The 19,620-nt window shown below is 44.8% G+C and carries 16 protein-coding genes; 8 read left to right on the plus strand and 8 right to left on the minus strand.

Annotated elements, in window-relative coordinates; all coding sequences use genetic code 11:
* Window positions 1-248 precede the first annotated feature (248 nt).
* Entirely contained in the window at window positions 249-1,553 is a 1,305-nt protein-coding gene (locus L876_RS0100780) for an anaerobic C4-dicarboxylate transporter (RefSeq protein WP_028762029.1), read from the plus strand.
* A 1-nt stretch (window position 1,554) separates the two neighbouring features.
* Here L876_RS0100780 and L876_RS20835 read toward each other — a convergent pair whose 3' ends face one another.
* Both L876_RS20835 and L876_RS0100790 read right to left on the minus strand, forming a co-directional pair.
* The gene (locus L876_RS20835) at window positions 1,555-2,559 is read right to left on the minus strand and encodes a GGDEF domain-containing protein (protein ID WP_051412830.1); all 1,005 of its coding nucleotides are present in this window, start codon (window positions 2,557-2,559) and stop codon (window positions 1,555-1,557) included.
* A 70-nt stretch (window positions 2,560-2,629) separates the two neighbouring features.
* Window positions 2,630-3,673, minus strand: a complete 1,044-nt coding sequence (locus L876_RS0100790) for an isoaspartyl peptidase/L-asparaginase family protein (RefSeq protein ID WP_037427691.1) — start codon at window positions 3,671-3,673, stop codon at window positions 2,630-2,632.
* Between the two features lie 170 nt (window positions 3,674-3,843).
* Here L876_RS0100790 and L876_RS0100795 point away from each other — a divergent pair, with 170 nt between their 5' ends.
* Together L876_RS0100795 and tamB are read left to right on the plus strand one after the other, a co-directional pair.
* Window positions 3,844-5,661, plus strand: a complete 1,818-nt coding sequence (locus L876_RS0100795; protein ID WP_051412843.1) for an autotransporter assembly complex protein TamA — start codon at window positions 3,844-3,846, stop codon at window positions 5,659-5,661.
* A complete protein-coding gene (tamB, locus tag L876_RS0100800) occupies window positions 5,658-9,548 on the plus strand; it encodes an autotransporter assembly complex protein TamB (protein WP_028762032.1) in 3,891 nt (1,296 codons plus the stop codon). Before L876_RS0100795 ends, tamB begins: the two co-directional genes overlap by 4 nt.
* Window positions 9,549-9,602: 54 nt before the next feature.
* Here tamB and fadR read toward each other — a convergent pair whose 3' ends face one another.
* Window positions 9,603-10,358: a fatty acid metabolism transcriptional regulator FadR gene (fadR, locus tag L876_RS0100805; protein WP_051412832.1), complete on the minus strand. Its 756-nt coding sequence runs from the start codon at window positions 10,356-10,358 to the stop codon at window positions 9,603-9,605.
* A gap of 298 nt (window positions 10,359-10,656) precedes the next feature.
* Here fadR and nhaB point away from each other — a divergent pair, with 298 nt between their 5' ends.
* Window positions 10,657-12,252, plus strand: coding sequence for a sodium/proton antiporter NhaB (gene nhaB / locus L876_RS0100810; protein ID WP_028762034.1), 1,596 nt, complete (start codon window positions 10,657-10,659; stop codon window positions 12,250-12,252).
* Window positions 12,253-12,339: 87 nt separating this feature from the next.
* The gene (dsbB, locus tag L876_RS0100815; protein ID WP_028762035.1) at window positions 12,340-12,873 is read left to right on the plus strand and encodes a disulfide bond formation protein DsbB; all 534 of its coding nucleotides are present in this window, start codon (window positions 12,340-12,342) and stop codon (window positions 12,871-12,873) included.
* Window positions 12,874-12,942: 69 nt separating this feature from the next.
* On the opposite strand, the gene L876_RS0100820 is transcribed toward dsbB, so the two are convergent.
* Genes L876_RS0100820 through L876_RS0100830 form a run of 3 tightly spaced genes read right to left on the minus strand, consistent with a single transcriptional unit; the run spans window position 12,943 to window position 14,714 of the window.
* Window positions 12,943-13,383 (minus strand): YcgN family cysteine cluster protein, encoded by a 441-nt coding sequence (locus L876_RS0100820; RefSeq protein WP_028762036.1) that lies wholly within the window; start codon window positions 13,381-13,383, stop codon window positions 12,943-12,945.
* Window positions 13,384-13,429: 46 nt separating this feature from the next.
* Window positions 13,430-14,413, minus strand: coding sequence for a lytic murein transglycosylase (locus tag L876_RS0100825; protein WP_028762037.1), 984 nt, complete (start codon window positions 14,411-14,413; stop codon window positions 13,430-13,432).
* Window positions 14,414-14,432: 19 nt separating this feature from the next.
* Window positions 14,433-14,714 carry a YcgL domain-containing protein gene (locus L876_RS0100830; protein WP_028762038.1) on the minus strand — a complete coding sequence of 94 codons (282 nt, stop codon included), beginning with the start codon at window positions 14,712-14,714 and terminating at the stop codon, window positions 14,433-14,435.
* A 126-nt stretch (window positions 14,715-14,840) separates the two neighbouring features.
* Between L876_RS0100830 and minC the strand changes: the two genes are divergently transcribed.
* Genes minC through minE form a run of 3 tightly spaced genes read left to right on the plus strand, consistent with a single transcriptional unit; the run spans window position 14,841 to window position 16,597 of the window.
* Window positions 14,841-15,506 carry a septum site-determining protein MinC gene (gene minC / locus L876_RS0100835; protein ID WP_028762039.1) on the plus strand — a complete coding sequence of 222 codons (666 nt, stop codon included), beginning with the start codon at window positions 14,841-14,843 and terminating at the stop codon, window positions 15,504-15,506.
* A gap of 21 nt (window positions 15,507-15,527) precedes the next feature.
* Window positions 15,528-16,337 carry a septum site-determining protein MinD gene (gene minD / locus L876_RS0100840; RefSeq protein ID WP_028762040.1) on the plus strand — a complete coding sequence of 270 codons (810 nt, stop codon included), beginning with the start codon at window positions 15,528-15,530 and terminating at the stop codon, window positions 16,335-16,337.
* Window positions 16,338-16,339: 2 nt separating this feature from the next.
* Complete coding sequence (gene minE, locus L876_RS0100845) at window positions 16,340-16,597, plus strand: cell division topological specificity factor MinE (RefSeq protein WP_028762041.1); 258 nt, start codon at window positions 16,340-16,342, stop codon at window positions 16,595-16,597.
* Between the two features lie 49 nt (window positions 16,598-16,646).
* On the opposite strand, the gene rnd is transcribed toward minE, so the two are convergent.
* The gene (rnd, locus tag L876_RS0100850; RefSeq protein ID WP_028762042.1) at window positions 16,647-17,756 is read right to left on the minus strand and encodes a ribonuclease D; all 1,110 of its coding nucleotides are present in this window, start codon (window positions 17,754-17,756) and stop codon (window positions 16,647-16,649) included.
* A gap of 99 nt (window positions 17,757-17,855) precedes the next feature.
* Window positions 17,856-19,529: a long-chain-fatty-acid--CoA ligase FadD gene (gene fadD / locus L876_RS0100855; protein WP_028762043.1), complete on the minus strand. Its 1,674-nt coding sequence runs from the start codon at window positions 19,527-19,529 to the stop codon at window positions 17,856-17,858.
* Window positions 19,530-19,620: the final 91 nt, after the last annotated feature.

Consider the following 19,620-nt stretch of genomic DNA (forward strand, 5'->3'; position numbering starts at 1 on the left):
TCGCTTAATCAGCCATCAATCCATAATAGAAAAACTACTGGCCAGATAGCAATTAAAACTTTTTTGTGCACAACCACCAATCCCTCAACGCCACGCAGTGAGTCAGTTCACAGCTTGCAGATAAAATGAATTAGTAAGCGCTACAGTAAAGACAAAACCGGTAAAATGACGTTATCGCGCATAGGCAACATCTACTACTCGCCCTCCCTGTTAAATGCGACTCCCTTTTACTTTGCACCGGAGTGCTAATGATTGCTATCGAACTCTTTATTGTACTTGCCTTTATCTATCTCGGCGCTCGAATGGGTGGCATTGGTATAGGGTTAGCTGGCGGCGCTGGCGTACTGGTTCTGTCACTATTTCTGGGCGTCGATACGGGACACATTCCTGTCGACGTGATCCTGATTATCATGTCGGTTATTGCTGCTATTTCGGCATTGCAAGTCGCTGGCGGCCTTGATTGGCTTGTAAAGTTAGCAGAGAATTTTTTACGCAAGAACCCTAAGCAGATCACCTTTTATGCCCCTATGGTCACCTATTTGATGACACTGCTTGCTGGTACGGGACACACAGCTTTTTCTACCTTGCCGGTTATTGCCGAAGTGGCAAAAGAGCAAGGTGTTAGGCCGTCCCGTCCTCTCTCAATCTCTGTGGTCGCCTCCCAGGTCGCCATTACGGCATCGCCTATATCTGCGGCAGTCGTGTTCTTTTCTGGTATTTTGGAAAATAATGGCGTGAGTTACCTAACACTGCTGTCTATCGCCATACCATCAACATTTATGGCTTGTATGGCCGGTGCCTTTGTCGCCAATTTTATCGGCTGTGAACTTAAAGAAGACCCGGTTTATCAACAACGTCTCGCCCAAGGGTTAGTCACAACGAATGCGGTCACGAGTCGTCACATCCTACCCTCTGCGAAACTGGCCACCGCAATCTTTGTTGTCGCGATTATTAGTGTGGTGGTTTACGCTACACTCATTTCCGACTCAGTAGCATTAATTACCCATCCAAGCTTGAGCCGTAATGACGCCATTATGGTCTTTATGCTGACTGCCGCCACCGCTATCGTCACCCTAACCAAAATTGATGCAAGCAAGATCCCTGATGCAGCCACATTCAAATCGGGCATGAGCGCTTGTATCTGTGTTCTGGGTGTCGCATGGTTAGGTGATACTTTTGTGGCGGGTCATATTGAAGAGATTAAAGCAGTGTCATCGGAACTACTCGGTCGCTTTCCTTGGCTGCTAGCAGTGGTACTCTTTTTTGCCTCAATGTTACTCTATTCTCAAGGTGCAACCACCACTGCATTAATGCCTGCTGCATTAGCTATCGGTGTTGCACCACTCACTGCAATTGCGTCGTTTGCAGCCGTAAGTGCCTTGTTCGTACTACCGACCTATCCAACGCTCTTAGCCGCAGTAGAGATGGATGACACGGGGTCAACACGTATAGGAAAGTGGGTGTTTAATCATCCCTTTTTCATCCCAGGCGTGGTAACTATCAGCACCTCAGTCTTGCTTGGCTTTATATTTGGCCAATTGCTTCTAGGCTAAACTAATCAAGGCCCGGTTGGCCTTTAGTCCTGCTTGAATTATGGTTAACTTTTTTACCGTACTTTTGCAGGTACATGCGCTGATCGGCTTCTTCAATGGCAGTATCTAAAGCGATATCACTATCTGCTGGGATCTCCATAACACCATAGGAAAAATTTAATTGATAAGGTGCTTTTTCTCGTTGTAGGCTTTTGTTCAAATCTAGGTTAAAACGATCAATCGCCTCTATCGCTGAGCGCATTGTGCTGTCACTAAGCAGGACGATAAATTCGTCGCCGCCAACTCTGCCCAAAATATCAGAATCTCTAAATGTATCAACCATCTGCTGCGAAAATAGACGTAATGCCTCATCACCCACCTGATGACCATATTGATCATTTATAGGTTTAAAACTATCAAGATCGATAAAAACTAGACTACTGCATAGCCCCCTTCGGCGGCTCATGGTCAACGCTTTGTCAGCCAAAATACAAAAACCACGTCGATTGGTTATACCTGTCAATTCATCAAGGGTTGCCAACGAAATTGCAGCCAACTCATGCTCCACCATGCTCGAAAGATCAACCAAGGTCTCCATATCCTCGTGGGTCAGGGTTTTAGGCTCGTCATGAATAATGCACAAGGTACCGATTTTCTGTCCATTTGCGGCCCGTAAAGGTTGTCCAGCATAAAAACGGATATGCGGTGCCCTGGTGACAAGCGGATTATCAGCGAAACGTTCATCCAATAAGGTGTCTTGAATATAAAACAGCTCATCGCCCAATATTGCATGGCCACAAAAAGAGATATCTCTGGGTGTCTCTTTCGCATCTAGCCCCATGGCAGACTTAAACCACTGTCGGTTTTCATCGACCAAGCTCACTAGCGCAATATTAACCCCGAATAAGCGCCTTGCGAGACGCGTTACGCGATCAAAACGTTCTTCCGGTGAGGTATCAAGAACCTGTAAAGCATTAAGGGTGGCAAGCCGAGTGCTTTCATCTTTAGGTATTTTGGGTACTAACATAGAGAATAAGCCCTTTAGGGTGGGGAAAGTTCCCCAAAAAAAACATCAAACATTAATTGGGAAAAACCAATTAATTATCTTGCCAAATCATCACTTGAGCTTCTTCGCCACTCTTGCGTGTCGCGCGATACATTCCTTCAGTATTGAAGGGGGTAGCAATATTGCCACGTTGATCGATTGCGATAACACCACCAGTGCCACCTGCAGTGATAAGCCGTTGATTAATCACTTCATCGGCCGCTTGAACAATCGACTTTTGTTGATACTTAACTTTAGCACAGATGTCACCTGCAACATGGTAACGGATAAAGTACTCTCCGTGTCCCGTTGCCGATACAGCGCAAACACCATTCTCTGCATAAGTACCTGCACCAATGACGGGAGAATCACCGATCCGTCCAAAGCGCTTTGCCGTCATTCCACCAGTGGAGGTACCCGCGGCGAGGTTGCCGTGTTTATCTAACGCCACCGCACCTACGGTGCCAAATTTATAGTCTAAATCCATATAGTTGAGACTCGCCTGTTGCTCGAGGCCCGCTGTGTCGCCCTGCTCCGCAGCCTTAATTTTAGCTTTAGCGTCTAGCAACTGTTGATAGCGACTATCGGTATCGAAATGAGTGACAGGCACTAAACTAAAATTTTGTGTTAATGCAAACTCTTCTGCACCGCCACCAGACAACATCACGTGCGGAGACTTGTCCATCACTGCCCGAGCCAAATCGATGGGGTTTTTAATGTGCTTAACCCCAGCAACTGCGCCGGCATTCATGGAGTTTCCATCCATAATGGACGCGTCCATCTCATGTGCACCATCAAACGTATACACAGCACCCAGCCCAGCATTAAACAGTGGGCTATTTTCTAATATGTTGATGGCTGCTGTCACAGCACTAAGGCTATCGCCGCCTTTTTCTAATACCTTATATCCTGCATCAATCGCTTGAGTCAGTTTTGCACGATAGGCGTTCTGCTGTTCTAACGTTAACTTAGCCTTAGAAATGGTGCCAGCACCACCATGGATCGCGATAGAAAAAGGCTGTTCTGCCGCGACGACACTGGGAGCGGCCAGGCTACTCAATAGTGAGATCAAAGCAAGGTAGTTAGTTTTCTTCATCGTTATTATTATCGCAGGTTGCCTTATAGATGGCTTCTTTGTACCTATAATCGCCAATAATTACAATCCTCATCTTGCTTGGGGCCAATAATCTGCGACAATAAAGGATAATAAAACTTTCAAATAGATAGAGCTTTTACTTGCGATTATTTTCCGCACCAAAGTTGGCAATGCAGAGTTTGATATTTAGCCTAGCTTTAGTCGCATATTCAGCTGCTGCAAACGACTGGTTAAATGTTGAAGTTGCCGGCGCCAATAACGCGTTGGCGCGTAATATCAATGCCCACTTAGGCACGCTGCCAACCTCTGATGTACAGCGTCGCGCTTTTGTGTTTAATGCTGAAGATAACATCAATGCGGCATTGCACTCTTTAGGCTACTATCACGCCAATGTTAATCAACAACTCAGTAGCCCAGAAAAAGGCGTCTGGACACTTTCTATTACAGTCAAACCTGGAGAGCCTACGAAGCTGCAATGGGTTGATATCCAACTCAGTGGTGAGATCCTACAAGATGCGGTGGTCAATCGGTGGCTTTTAGGGCTCAACGTCAAACCCGGAGACATACTTAATCACGGCGTTTACGAAGAGATTAAAACTCAGCTGCTGACAATTGCTCTTGCACGAGGCTATTTTGATGGTAAGTACAGTGCCAATAGTATCGTCATCAACCGCGATCTCAACACGGCGCAAATCACACTCCATTATGACTCCGGCCCTCGTTACCACATAGGCCAAGTGACGTTTGAGGGAGATAGCTTAGTCGATGGATTTCTCGATCAGCTGATCCCATTTGAGCCACGTACCACTTACAGCACCAAAAAGCTGGGCGACCTTAATCGCGAGCTAATCAATACGGGTTACTTTACCAATATCAAGGTGCTACCCCAACTTGACAAAATTGAGGGGCAAGCAGTTCCGATTAAAGTGGGCGTAACTGACCGCCCTAGCCACTCATTTGAGATAGGCGTAGGTGCCGAAATAGGCAACAGCTCTAACAGCGGAATTGAGCCTAGGCTGCGACTAACGTGGCGCACACCACAAGTGAATCAATATGGGCACTCGCAAGAAACCAGCCTTGAATGGTCGCCAGATCGGCCTAAGTTTTTGACAACCTATACCATTCCATTGACTCACCCATTAGATGATCAGTTAAAGCTTCGTGTGGGTATCTTACGAGATAAATATGGTGTCACCCAGGTGTATGACCCAAACAAACGCGATTACGTTAACACGGGCGAACTTGAGTCAACCAAAGCCACCGCGGGGGTGGTCCGTCAAAAGCGCTTCGATAATAATTGGTTGTTTACCTACTCCATTGACGGCATAAAAGAAGCCTACACGCAGCGAGACGTTGACTACAATACGCAGATGGTGCTCCTTGGTAGTAGCCTTTCTAAAACCCATCGCGGTGACAACTCTCTCGACCCTAAATCAGGTTTTTTCCAACATTACTCACTGGAATATGCCGATCCTAACTTAGGCTCAGATATTCGATTGACTCGATTACAAGCAAAGTTTAAGTGGATTGATACCTTTTTTGAAAAGCACCGCATAGTGTCACGACTCGACCTTGCCGCCAATATTGCCGCAGAATCAGATCTCGCCAATATTCCCCCCTCACTACGTTATTTTGCGGGCGGTGACCAAAGCATTCGTGGTTATAGCTACCAAGAGCTTGGCCCCTATATCGATTACACCAATAGCGAAGAACAGCTCGCTCGTATGGTGGTCGGTGGACGCTATCTAATGGTCGGTAGTTTGGAGTATCAATACTATGTTACGCCAACTTGGCGTGTAGCCACCTTTGTTGATGCGGGTAATGCATTTGATGTTAACCAAATTGAACCTATTGTAGCTGTTGGTGGCGGTATTCATTGGATATCGCCAATCGGTCCAATTAAGCTCGATCTCGGTGTTGGACTCAAAGAGACAGAGACTGTTGATCGCTCTTGGCGCATCCACCTCACCATGGGGGCAGAGCTATGAGTCAACAGCCGATGCCAACTCCCCATGACGAGCTGACACCAACGGCCAAAGCGACCAAGCCTTGGTATCCTCGTTTGACAACATGGATAAAAAATACGCTTCGCGTCATCCTTTATCTGCCGTTACTACTATTGATCCTTATTGCCTTAATGCTGGGCACACCTTTTGGTACTCAAGTAGCGGTAATGCTCGCAGACACCTTTGTCCCCAATCTGTCAGTCACCTATCAGTCAGGTCGTTTAAATAAACAACTAGAACTTGCTTATGGGCACTGGCATATGTCTGGGATTGACGTTGAAGTTGAAGGGTTAGCGATCAGCTGGCAACCGCTGTGCTTGATTCAAAAACAGCTGTGTGTGAATGCGTTAAATGCAAATAAAGTCATCGTCAACATCGACACTGACCTCATTGGTACCCAAGCTAATAACGCCACTGCTGAAAGCAAAGATAACGGCAATGAGAGCGAAATCAACCAAGGTATACCAAGTAATGGGCCAGACACGAATGAGACTTTAACCCTTCCCTTTGGCATTGTGCTGACACAAACTCAACTTAAGAATATCCAAGTGCGCGTTAATGAGATGCAGTTCAATGCCGCACATATAAAGGGCACTGCCAGTTGGTTAGAAACGGGGTTGCGGGTTAACCAGTTAAAGAGTAATGGCCTGTTCGTGTCGATACCATTGGCAACAGACAAGGCAACGCCCGAGCAAAATCCCTCAGAACTTGATACCGAATGGCCTCTGGCAACCATGCCACAGGTAGCCATTCCTATGCCTATATTCATCGATGATGCTCGGTTAGCAGATAGCCAACTGCATCTTGGGACGCGCCAAGATACGTTTGTATCCATCAGCCTACAAGGCAGTTATGTGGGTTACTTAGTAACCGTTGACAGCTTATCGGTTAGCCACGAATACGGCGATGTTAAACTTGATGGTAATATCAGTCTCAATAACCATTATCCAATGACTATTCACGCTGATGCAGACGTTAATAAAATTAATGAGATACCAGGGTTATCAGCCCAGCAGCTTGCACTAACCCTTAACGGCGACTTTAATCAATTACACCTAGACGCCATAGGTAAAGGCCAGAGTGACTTCACCTTACTTGGCAACATTAATTTATCCGATGCCAGCTTACCCTATCAGCTTAACTTAACCAGTAAACAGCTTAGTTGGCCATTGGATAGTCCCGAGTATTTAGCCAAACAACTTGTGTTGGATAGTAATGGGTCCCTTAAGCAGCAGCATGCATCATTGCAAGCAGAACTAAAGACGCCCTTTCATCCCTGGCTTACCCTCGACACCCAGCTGGAGCACCAAGATCATAGACTACAAATCGCTAAACTGGCTATCAATAGTGACATGGGCGACGCAAAAGTCAGCGGAACATTTGATTTTGGTGACGCCATCGCCTGGAACGCAATTGTCGATACTGACAAGCTAAATCTCGAGCCACTATCACTCCCATTAGAGGAACCGCTGCCTACGACATTGATAAGTGGTCACCTGAAAACTGATGGCCTAATTGACAAGAAAACCTGGCGGATAGGATTACAACAGGCCAATTTGACCGGATCAATTGATCAATACCCCTTAACGGTAAAGGGAGGAATACGTTTAGACAATCAATGGCACCTTGATGCAGATAACTTGATTGTCGATGCCTTAGAGTCTCGCCTCGCGGTCAGCGGCAGCGTCACCGAGCAGTGGGCACTCAATGGTCAACTCACCGTTCCGGCACTGAGCTTTTGGTTACCTAATGCCACCGGTGCCATTGATGCCAAAATCAATATCTCTGGAGAAAATGAGCATCCTGAAGTATCTATTAATGCTGAAACAATCGAACTATTGTTTGCCGATATCGCGGTAGAAAAAGCAACCTTGAAAGGGTTTTATCGTCCAATGGATGAGCATCAATTTGCCCTATCACTGAAGTCGTCGAATATGGCGTTAAATGATCTCTCCTTGTCCTCCATGACCTTGGGGGTAAAAGGCGATTTAAATAATCAAAAACTGGGGTTGCAAACCTTTGGTGATCTGCACTTGGTCACGTCAATTCGATCAACTTTTGATGAAAAAAAGCAATTGTTAAATGCTAACATTAGCCGACTAAATCTCGATTCAATTCTTGGGCCTTGGCAACTGGAACAACCTATTGATATTGTGTGGGATAATAAAAAGCTATCCGGTGCAATTTCGCCATTTTGTTGGCAACACCAACAAGGCAATTTATGCCTACAAGACGCTATCGAATTAAGCGAAAATGGCAGCACTGAAATGGCGTTCAACGGCAATATTGGTACACTTTTAACACCCTTGCTGCCCCAAGATACCGTTTGGCAGGGATCAGCATTGTTAAAGTCATCTTTTAAATGGCAGCAAGGCAAAAAACCACAAGCTAAGCTCAATCTTGCTTTAGAACAAGGAACAGTGTCACTCAAAACCACCAAACAGCTTGTTGTCGCAAAATATAACTACCTAAACCTAGATGCCCAGTTAGATGAAGAACAATTGGCCATCGACACTCAGTTTGAATCCGAACGGTTTGCTAGCGTATCCAGCAAAATAACCATTGGTGTGACACCTGAGCACCACTTGGCTGGCAATATCGATGCCGCTAACATCAACCTCCATTCACTGTCTGATTTTATCCCGCAACTGGAAAACATACAGGGCATGATTTCCAGCGAATTAGCCTTATCTGGTTCATTGGCAGATCCTGATATCACAGGTGCAATCACACTCAAGGATGGACAACTACTTGCCGCCGCTAACCCCACACTGCTCGACCAAATCAACGCTACGGTGGCATTGTCAGGCCAAAAGGCAGAAATCTCGGGTAACTGGATTATGGGTCAAGGCAAAGCAGCGATTGGCGGCTTTTTAGATTGGCAAAATGATGAATTAAACGGGCTGATTGAAATAGATGGTAAACAACTCGCTATCATTCAGCCACCAATGGCAATTTTAGATGTGTCACCGTCAGTGGCGGTAAAATTCGGCCCTAACAGGGTCAATATTAGCGGCCAAATCGATATACCTTCAGGCAGTATCAATATCGTGCAGTTACCAGAAGGAGGTGTAGCTGAATCCAGCGATGTAGTCTTTAAGGACAGTATTGCCAGTGAAGAGTTAGCCCGTCATCCAACCGCCATCACCAGCAATTTAATCATTAACGTTGGCGACAAATTAACCATTGATGGCATGGGCCTTAAAGGATTGCTGCAAGGTACATTAAATCTGCGCCAAGAAGCGTTAAAACCGCCGCTGCTCTATGGCGATATAAAGGTTGTCAACGGTACCTATAAGTTTATGGGGCAAACACTCGATATCAAAGCAGGTGAAGTTCAGTTTATCGGACCAATGGAGGTACCTAACCTTAATATCGAAGCCACCAGAGAGATCAAGGAAGATGATGTTATTGCCGGAGTCAGGGTTACTGGCACCCCACTAAAACCTGTAGTGAGCCTTTTCTCTTCACCCACTAAAGAACAAGCAGAGATCCTCTCCTATATTATTAAAGGTACTGGCTTTAATAGTAACAGTGAAGATCAAAATAGCGCATTGATGATGGGTGCAGCGTTAACTTTGGGCAATCAATTAGGTGGCGGGACTGTCAATAACTTGAGTAATTCTGCCACTGGGATAATTGAAAAATTTGGTATTTCAAACGTCCAGTTAGATGCAAATGATGATGGTAAAGTCGCCATCAGTGGGTTTATAGGTGAAAACCTCATGGTGAAATATGGTGTCGGCGTATTCAATCCAGGGTATGAGATGACAGTTCGCTACTACTTGATGTCACAACTCTATTTAGAAAGTGTTTCAGGTACAGTGGAACAAACTTTAGATATCTATTATAGCTTCGATATTGATTAACTCTCATCCACAAAAAAGCCGCTTAATTAAGCGGCTTTTTTACCATCATAGCTATTACACGCTTTCGGCTGTTTGCATTAAATTAGCTTTATAACGCTGCCAAACTTTACCGCTGTTAATGCCATAACTGCGCATTAATACCGGTACATCGTTATGATTCTGGGTTTTAGCCAGTGCTTCTAGCGCTTGATAAAAATCGAGTGCAAGCTCCCTAGCCTTATCGATAGCGAAATACTCTTCACCCACGCGGCTATATAAGCCTTTGAAACCATTTAAAATCAGTACATACAGTGGGTTACCTGAATGGAAAGCCAATGTGTGGTGTAGCTGATAGTCAAATTCAATATAAGCTTTGGCATCATCTTTTAAACTGGCTAACTGCGAAAGCGCTTCAAGCACTTTATCGGGGTTATAGCGAACCGCCCCCTTAAAATAGATGGCGCTGATATTGGTTCGTGCAGAGAGAAGTTGCTCCAATAAAACTGGTTCACCTGCAGGATTAAGATCTGCAATGGTTTCTAATACATTGAGACCAGAGGTTTCCCAAATATCGTTAACCCTAGTTGGTTTACCATGTTGAATAGTGAGCCAACCATCACGCGCAAGACGCTGCAAAACTTCACGAAGAGTGGTACGTGTCACACCGATAAGCTCAGAGAGTTCACGCTCTGCAGGTAAGATTGAGCCGGGTGGAAATTTCCCCTCCCAAATTGAACGCACAATGTACTTCTCAGCAAAGCTCGCTGGGCCTTTTGCTTCAATAATATCTTTGTCTTTGGGCTTAGAAGGTGCTTGGGGGACAGTTGTCATCAGGCCACTATTCCAAATTAATGAGAGTTATGTTGTGCACTGATCATACCAGAGCGACGAAAAATGGAAACCTAATCTGTTACATTCCTCGTTTAGATCAAAGATTAGGATCGCAATACGGTTAAAAATGAGCGCAACATCAATATCTATGACACAGATGTTGCAGTAAACATCAGTTTTTATACATTAGATCACACAAAGGTATTAAATTAATTGAATCATTAAGCTACACTGAACCAAACAGCGAACTGTTCGTTAACTTTCTATCAAAAAATAATTATACATTTGAGAGGGTGCCATGCCTGTGACCATGAGTCAGGCGTTTATTGATAACTTCTTAGGAAATTCTCCTAAGTGGTTCAAAATCGCAATTTTAACATTTCTAGTGATCAACCCAATTGTTTTCTATATTGACCCATTTGTAGCAGGATGGTTGTTGGTTATTGAATTCATTTTTACCTTAGCTATGGCATTAAAATGCTACCCGCTACAACCTGGTGGCTTGCTCGCCATTGAGGCTGTATTTATTGGGATGACATCGCCCAGCCAAGTATTACATGAGATTGAAGCCAACTTAGAAGTTTTACTACTGCTGATCTTTATGGTGGCAGGTATCTACTTCATGAAACAGCTATTGCTGTTTGTCTTCACTAAGATGATCACCAAGATACGCTCGAAAGTGGTTGTGTCCTTGATGTTCTGTGTCGCATCTGCGTTCCTATCTGCTTTCCTCGATGCGCTAACCGTAATTGCAGTTATCATTGCAGTAGCGGTTGGTTTTTACTCTATTTATCATAAAGTTGCATCAGGAAAGAACTTTTCAGATGATCACGACCACACCTCAGACTCACATGGTGAAGGACACTCTCTTTGTGAAGATGAGCTAGAAGCATTTCGTGGTTTTTTGCGTAACCTATTAATGCACGCTGGTGTCGGTACTGCACTGGGTGGTGTTTGTACCATGGTCGGTGAACCACAAAACTTGATTATTGCCGCCCAAGCCAACTGGCAATTTGCTGAATTTGCGCTGCGTATGGGCCCAGTAACCATACCTGTATTTTTTGCCGGCGTAGCCACCTGCTTCTTGGTAGAAAAATTCAAAGTCTTTGGCTATGGTCGTCAACTACCAGAAGCGGTACATAAGATTTTATCTGATTATGCGTCATATGAAGATGTACGCCGCACCAAGCACGATAAGATGAAGCTGTTAATTCAAGCGCTAGTCGGTGTTTGGTTAATCGTCGGACTCGCGTTCCATTTGGCATCTGTGGGTCTTATTGGTCTATCGGTGATCATTATTACTACAGCTTTCAATGGTGTCACCAATGAACACGCCTTAGGTAAAGCATTTGAAGAAGCCCTGCCGTTCACGGCTCTGTTGGCCGTTTTCTTTGCCATTGTAGGCGTGATTATTGATCAGCAGCTTTTTGCACCAGTCATTCAGTGGGCATTGAGCTATGAAGGTAATACACAGTTAGTGATTTTCTATATTGCTAACGGCTTGTTATCTATGGTTAGTGACAACGTATTTGTTGGTACGGTCTACATTAATGAAGTGAAAGCAGCACTGTTAGATGGTCAGATCACTCGCGATCAGTTCGACTTACTTGCCGTTGCGATTAACACTGGTACTAACCTACCCTCAGTCGCCACGCCAAACGGACAAGCGGCATTCCTATTCTTACTCACCTCGGCTATAGCACCATTAATTAGGCTATCTTATGGGCGTATGGTATGGATGGCATTGCCATACACTATCGTGTTATCCATCGTTGGTGTTCTGACCATTGAGACTGGCTTCTTGAGTGACATGACACAGTATTTCTATGACTCTCATATGTTAATCCACCACTCTGCAGCGGAAGCTGCTGGTGCTGCCGCATCGGGTCATTAATTTGTTGATTGACTGAACTATTGTAGTTTCGTAAAGTCTTAAAAACGCCTCTAGTAGTTAGAGGCGTTTTTTTATAGGAGAATCTTTTTGAGCGCATTAACCCGATTCGCACAATCTCGCCTAGCCTGGCTTATCCTGTTTGCCAGTGCATTGACGTTAGAGCTGTGTGCCCTTTTCTTTCAATACGTCATGAAGTTAGACCCTTGTGTCATGTGTATCTACCAGCGTGTTGCTGTAATGGGTATATTAGGAGCGGGCCTTATCGGCATGCTGGGGTATGCTAATCGCTTATTTAGGTTTGCAGGTATTTTGTTATGGGGTATTAGCGCCTCATGGGGACTACAGATAGCGCTTGAATTGGTGGAGATGCAAACCAATCCATCACCATTCTCCACTTGCTCTTTCCTGCCAGAATTCCCTAGCTGGATGCCACTACACGAGTGGCTGCCATCGGTATTCATGCCGACAGGTATGTGCAGTGATGTACCTTGGGAGATGTTCGGTGTCACGATGGGACAATGGATGGTGGTCGCCTTTACCGGTTACCTGCTCGCCCTAGCTTTATTTATTCTGCCTGCTTTATCGGTCACAAAGGCAAAAAGAGTTAAACAAATGCTATGACATGAGCAGATAACTCTCAACAAAAAACGCCCAACTGGGCGTTTTTTGTTTCCAATGTTCAAGACCTTGTTAGTCGCAATCTTTAAGCGGCCACAACACAATATGATCTTCTAAGTATTTAACTTTGGTCTCATTCACTATCTTATTCTGAGTAGACATCCCTTTGGCATGCATCTGCTGTTTGTCACCGGCAAGTAAAGGATGCCAACTTGGTAGGTCTCGCCCGTGGTATATACGTCGATAAGCACAACTATCAGGCAACCAGGTTAAGGATGCAATATTATCAAGCGTTACCTTAGTGCAGCCTGGCACCAAGGTAAAACGTTCCTCATACTGCTGACATTGGCACTGAATGGGATCTAATAGCTTACACGCGGCATTGGTGTAGTAGAGTTCTTCGGTCTCGTCATCGATAACCTTGTTTAAACAACATTTACCACACCCATCGCACAGCGACTCCCACTCTTCGCTCGTCAATTGGGCTAATGTTTTTTCTTTCCAAAACGACATGATTCTCGATTCTATAAAAAAGCCTGCAAACGCAGGCTAGTGTACACTATTTAATGGCCGGATACTTTATCCGCTCGGAGAGATAGGTGACTGACAATGCAAAATAGTCCGAGGGGTTATAGCTCAATAGCGCCCTATAATTGTCATACACCAAATATTTTCGGCTACTAATCCCCTCAGGCATGATAAGTGACATTTGCATACCAGGTACATTCGGTAAGGCTGAGCCATCGAAGCGAGTCACGCCGCTTTCCTGCCACTGAGCGAACGTTCGCTTAGTCTCAATGCCAATCAGGTTGTTATCTATGTCAGCTGGGACTTGAACTTGTCGCCCCCAAGTTGCCTGATCGTTCCATCCCGCTTTTTTAAGCAAGGTTGCCGTTGAGGCAAATGCATCATCAAGGTTGGTCCAAATATCGATAGCACTGTCGCCATTACCATCAATTGCATGCTTTGCAAACTCACTCACTGTAAAATGAGCAAAGCCCATACGACCTGACCAAGTGCTAAGTAAGTTATGATACTTGAGCCCACGGGACTCTATTAACGCTAATGCCTCAAAAAACTGAGATAGATTTGACGCAGCATCATCGTCTCGGTAAGCATGAGAAGCGGTCACACTTAATACAGGATAATCGCCAACATCCGCTCCGAGCTGAGAAACTATGCCCCAAAACGCGATCACAAAACGAGGTTGTACCCCATATTGTTTACCTAACTTATCAAACTGAGCTTTGTGGCCCGCATACAGCTGTCGAGCGTTCGCAACCAATGACTCAGAGACCGCATTGGGAAGATATTGTTCGAGGGTTTGCGGCGATGATGCTTCATCTTGATTGACCACCGCTTTTTTAAACAATTTAATTTGAGGAAATAGCTGATCGATAGTCGCCTGTGCCACCCCCTCTTGCAGCGCTTGCGCTTTTAGCTCGTTGAGGTAGTCATCAAAACTCTGACGCTCCTGCGCCTGGGTCGTCGTTAAACTAGTACTAATGATTAACGATGTCAGTATTACGATTCTTAAAAACATGCACTATCCTAATTGCCAACTAGTCTCTACTATAACCTATCTCTTTTTTGTATTCTTCGAGTAGATTAATAGGAGGTGGAGGTAATTGAAGATAATACCCCTTCTGCTCTAGTTCAACTTTAACTTTGTTTATATCCGCTAAACCAAGATGCTGACGTTTATCTAAAGGCAACATCATCACCAATTGCGGTGCGCCAAACATCGCCATCAACGCCTCAGGCACTCGCTCAAAATCATTGCGTTTTTCTACAAAAAGGTAGCTATCCGCTTTTAATCGACTCTTATATACAGCACAGATCATATCGAGGTAAATTTCCAGTTTATTCAACTTGCCAGCTAATACGGCACACTATAACATGGGCCATTGGGATTATAATAATAACGAACTGGCTTTAGTCGGTTTAATTTATAAAGAGCAAATTTAGGAATGCAGAAACCTAGCCTCGAATTAAAAGGCTCCTCTTTTACGCTGTCAGTGATCCATATCAATCATACTGATTTAGCAGCGGTAGCCAATGAGCTCGATAGTAAGCTGGCCATTGCCCCACAGTTTTTTATTGGCGCTCCGCTCGTGGTCAATCTTGGCGCCATCACAGATGCAAACTATAACCTTGCTGGGCTAAAAGATTTACTGATTTCCCGCCAACTGGTTATTGTTGGCGTGACAAGTGCACCAACAGCGTTGATCAAGCAAGCAAAAGCGCTAGGCTTAGCCATCATCAAATCGGGGAAGCAGAGTGAAACTCAGCCCCAATTGCCAAAAACCACTAAAATCGTTAGACAGAATGTTCGTTCAGGCCAACAGATCTATGCGCAAAATGGTGACCTGATCATTGTTGGTGCCGTAGGGAACGGTGCCGAAGTGATTGCTGACGGCAGCATACACATATACGGTAATCTAAGAGGTAAAGCGATGGCGGGAGCCAATGGTGATAAAAACGCCGTAATTATCGCGCAATCATTAGATGCCGAACTTGTCTCCATTGCGGGACAATATTGGTTAACCGAAAATCTTCAGGCTCACGCCACGAGTAAAAGCGGTTGTATTCGATTAGCGGGTGACGCGCTCACCGCCGAAACATTATCGCTATAAAAACAAAAGGATATATTATAAATGGCACAAATTATTGTTGTCACCTCAGGTAAAGGTGGAGTGGGTAAAACCACTTCAAGCGCGGCAATCGCAACTGGGCTGGCATTAAAAGGGCATAAAACCGTCGTTGTCGATTTTGATATCGGATTACGTAATCTCGACCTGATTATGGGCTGTGAACGCCGTGTGGTTTACGATTTTGTCAACGTCATTAATGGTGAAGCGAATCTCAACCAGGCGCTAATTAAAGATAAACGTACCCCAAACCTTTTTGTACTGCCTGCATCGCAAACTCGCGATAAAGATGCGTTAACCAAAGAAGGTGTCGGACGCGTCCTAGAGAATTTAGGTAAAGATTTCGAGTACATTATCTGTGACTCGCCTGCAGGTATTGAGACCGGTGCGATGATGGCACTTTACTTTGCCGACACTGCAATCGTTACCACAAACCCAGAAGTCAGCTCAGTGCGTGACTCAGACAGAATCTTAGGCATGTTACAGAGTAAGTCTAAGCGTGCAGAAGAGGGGTTAGCGCCTGTAAATGAATACCTATTGCTGACTCGCTACTCCCCAGCTCGTGTTGCCACAGGTGAGATGTTGAGCGTCGCTGATGTTGAGGAAATTTTGGCTATTCCCTTGCTGGGCGTCATCCCAGAATCTCAAGCGGTGTTAAAAGCATCAAACTCAGGTATCCCAGTGATCATAGATCAAGAAAGTGATGCAGGTAAAGCCTATAGCGATGCAGTAGCACGTCTTACTGGTGAAGAGGTTGAGATGCGTTTCGTCAACGAAGAGAAAAAAGGATTCCTAAAAAGGATATTTGGTAGCTAATTATGTCTCTACTCGATTACTTTAAAACAAAAAAAGCACCCACCACGGCCGTCACAGCAAAAGAGCGGCTGCAGATCATCGTGGCACACCAACGTGGTGAGCGTGATGCACCCGATTACTTTCCTGCAATGAAGCAAGAGATCATCGAGGTGATCCGTAAATATGTGCAGATCGACACCGACCAAGTGTCTGTGCAACTCGATCAAAATGACGATAAACTCTCAGTACTTGAGCTTAATGTGACGTTGCCAGAGAAATAACTGACAGTTTGTAAAATTAAAAAGCCCTCATAAGAGGGCTTTTTTGTTGTTAGAGTTCAAGAGACATAAGTATTGTTTCCACTAGTTCACTGCGCCAGCCGCTCAGTAAAAGTGGCTTTTCGCCAGCTTTGTCGTCCCAAATCCATTGCAAAAACTCATGGATATGACGCTTAGAACCAATCAGCTCCATTGGGACATCTTGCGCTTCTGCAACGGCTTGTAACGCAGTTTTAATCGTCTTAAACGCTGACTTATAACCTGGCTTTAACGCGATCACATCAATCGCTTTTGGTAAATTATCCAGATCTGCCGTAGCCAGAATAGCGACAATGGCTTTAGCGTGGACACGCTTTTCCTGCTCAGTCAGTTCGGTCATTCTGAAGATATCGCCACTGGTTTTCGGCTGTTTCTTCGCCAACGCAATCAGGGCATGATCTTTAATAACAAAACCAAGCGCTAAATCTTTCTCTAATGCTTTGTCTAAGCGCCATTTTGCCAACACTTTAAGGTAGGCCAACTGCTTAGGCGACAACTGGAAACTATTTTTAACTTTGAGATAAGCCGTCTCACCATCAGGGGCATCGAGCCGCCCTTGGGTCATCCGTTCTCCTTCTTCGTAAACCCATGCTAAGCGATCGGTTGCATTGAGCTTATCAACTAATTGTGGATAGAGTTGATAGAGATATTCAACATCGTTAGCCGCATAATGCAACTGTGCATCAGACAGTGGGCGCTTTAGCCAATCGGTACGAGACTCGCCTTTATCCAGTGACACCTCTAAGCAATGTTCCACCAACTTTGCATAACCTAGCCCATGGCCTAAGCCGCATAGTGCTGCAGCAATCTGGCTATCAAACAACACTTTGGGCTGGCATTGGCCATAGCGGGCTAATACCTCTAAGTCTTCACTACAGGAGTGCAGTACAGTGACCATGTCATCTCGTTCAAGCAGCGCCCAAAAACCACTAAGATCACTTATCGCAACGGGATCGATTAACGCTAACGACTGACCATCGTAGACTTGAATTAAGCCTAATTGTGCATAATAGGTCCGAGTCCGTACAAATTCAGTATCTAACACTAAGACACTCGCCTGACGATATTGCTCAACAAGCTTCGCTAAACTTGCATCATCTTCAATATATTGAAACGTTAACAATCTTATCTCCCCAGCACTTCTTTTTTAGCTATAAAAAAACCGGCTTAATCAGCCGGTTTTGAGATAACCAAATGGTCGTTTGGAACCTAAATATTATAATTACGCAGATTTGGCCTCATCGCGTAACTCACGTCTTAAGATTTTACCGACGTTGGTTTTAGGTAACTCATCCCTAAATTCTACCAGCTTAGGAATTTTATATCCCGTCAAATGATGACGACAGTGCTTAATAAGCTGCTCTTCGGTTAAAGATTTATCAGAAGCGACCACAAAAATCTTTACGAGCTCACCGCTTGCTTCATGGGGCACACCAACGGCGGCAACTTCAAGCACTTTAGGATGCAGTGCTACGACCTCTTCGACCTCATTTGGAAATACATTAAATCCAGAGACCAGAATCATATCTTTTTTACGATCGACGATAAAAAAGAAACCTTTCTCATCCATATAGCCAATATCACCAGTTGCTAGGTAACCGTTGGCGTCAATGACTTTCGTCGTTTCCTCAGGACGTTGCCAGTAGCCTTTCATCACTTGAGGCCCTTTGGCAAACAGCTCTCCGGTTTCCCCTTGGGCTAATACATTCCCTTCCTCATCACGAACTTGCATATCGGTATTGGCCACAGGGAAGCCAATTGACCCATTGTAACCCGCTAAGTTATAAGGGCAGCATGTCACCAATGGTGAGGCTTCAGTTAAGCCATAACCTTCTAATAGTTTAGTCTTAGTGATCCCTTGCCACTTATCCGCTACCGCTCGCTGCACAGCCATGCCACCGCCAATTGACAGCTTCAAGTTGTCAAAGTTTAGCCCTTTAAACTCCTCTGAATTCACTAACGCATTAAATAAGGTGTTTACCCCGGTTAATGCCGTAAAAGGATGCTTCTTTAATTCTGATACAAACGCCGGAATATCACGCGGATTAGTAATCAATAGATTATTTGCACCTTTGTGCAAAAACAGCAAACAGTTAACCGTCAAAGCAAAGATGTGATAAAGCGGCAATGCCGTCACCACAAACTCTTTACCATCGACTAATAGTGGCGAATAAGCCGCATCGGCCTGTAATAAATTACTAACAATGTTGCCGTGCGTTAGCATGGCACCTTTTGATACACCTGTCGTACCACCAGTGTATTGCAAAAAGGCAATATCATCTTTGGTCACCGTAGGTTTAACATATTGCAAACGGCGTCCTTTAGACAATGATTGACGCATCGATAGGGCATGAGGCAAGTGATACTTAGGCACCATTTTCTTAATGTACTTCACCACGAAGTTAACTAAGGTGCGTTTTGGCGCACTCAACAGATCACCAAGACCGGTTAATATCACGCTTTCTACAGACGTTTGATCAACGACTTGCTCTAGGGTATGGGCAAAATTAGACACCACGACAATCGCCTTGGCACCAGAATCATTTAGCTGATGTTTAAGTTCACGTGGGGTATACAGCGGATTAACGTTAACGACCACCATGCCTGCACGCAAAATACCAAACAGAGCAATGGGATATTGCAGCAGGTTTGGCATCATAATCGCAACACGATCGCCCTTCTCCAACTTAAGCTCGTTTTGCAAATACGCCGCAAATGCTCGGCTTCGCTCTTCAAGTTTACGGTAAGTCAGCATGGCACCCATATTGACAAAAGCAGGCTGATCAGCATATTTGCTTACCGAGCTTTCAAACAGATCGATCAATGAGCTGTATTGTTCTGCATCGATAACGGATGGCACATCGTCGGGTAAATTGTTCGTCCAAAGCTGTTCCACTAGTCTCTCCTAAATCCCCAAGCAGAGTTATTGCAAACGCATCCGTTCGCTAATCATTTCCAAAACGGGAAACTAAACACTGACTTATAAA

The organism is Shewanella colwelliana ATCC 39565 (assembly GCF_000518705.1).
In the GTDB taxonomy this organism is placed as follows: domain Bacteria; phylum Pseudomonadota; class Gammaproteobacteria; order Enterobacterales; family Shewanellaceae; genus Shewanella; species Shewanella colwelliana.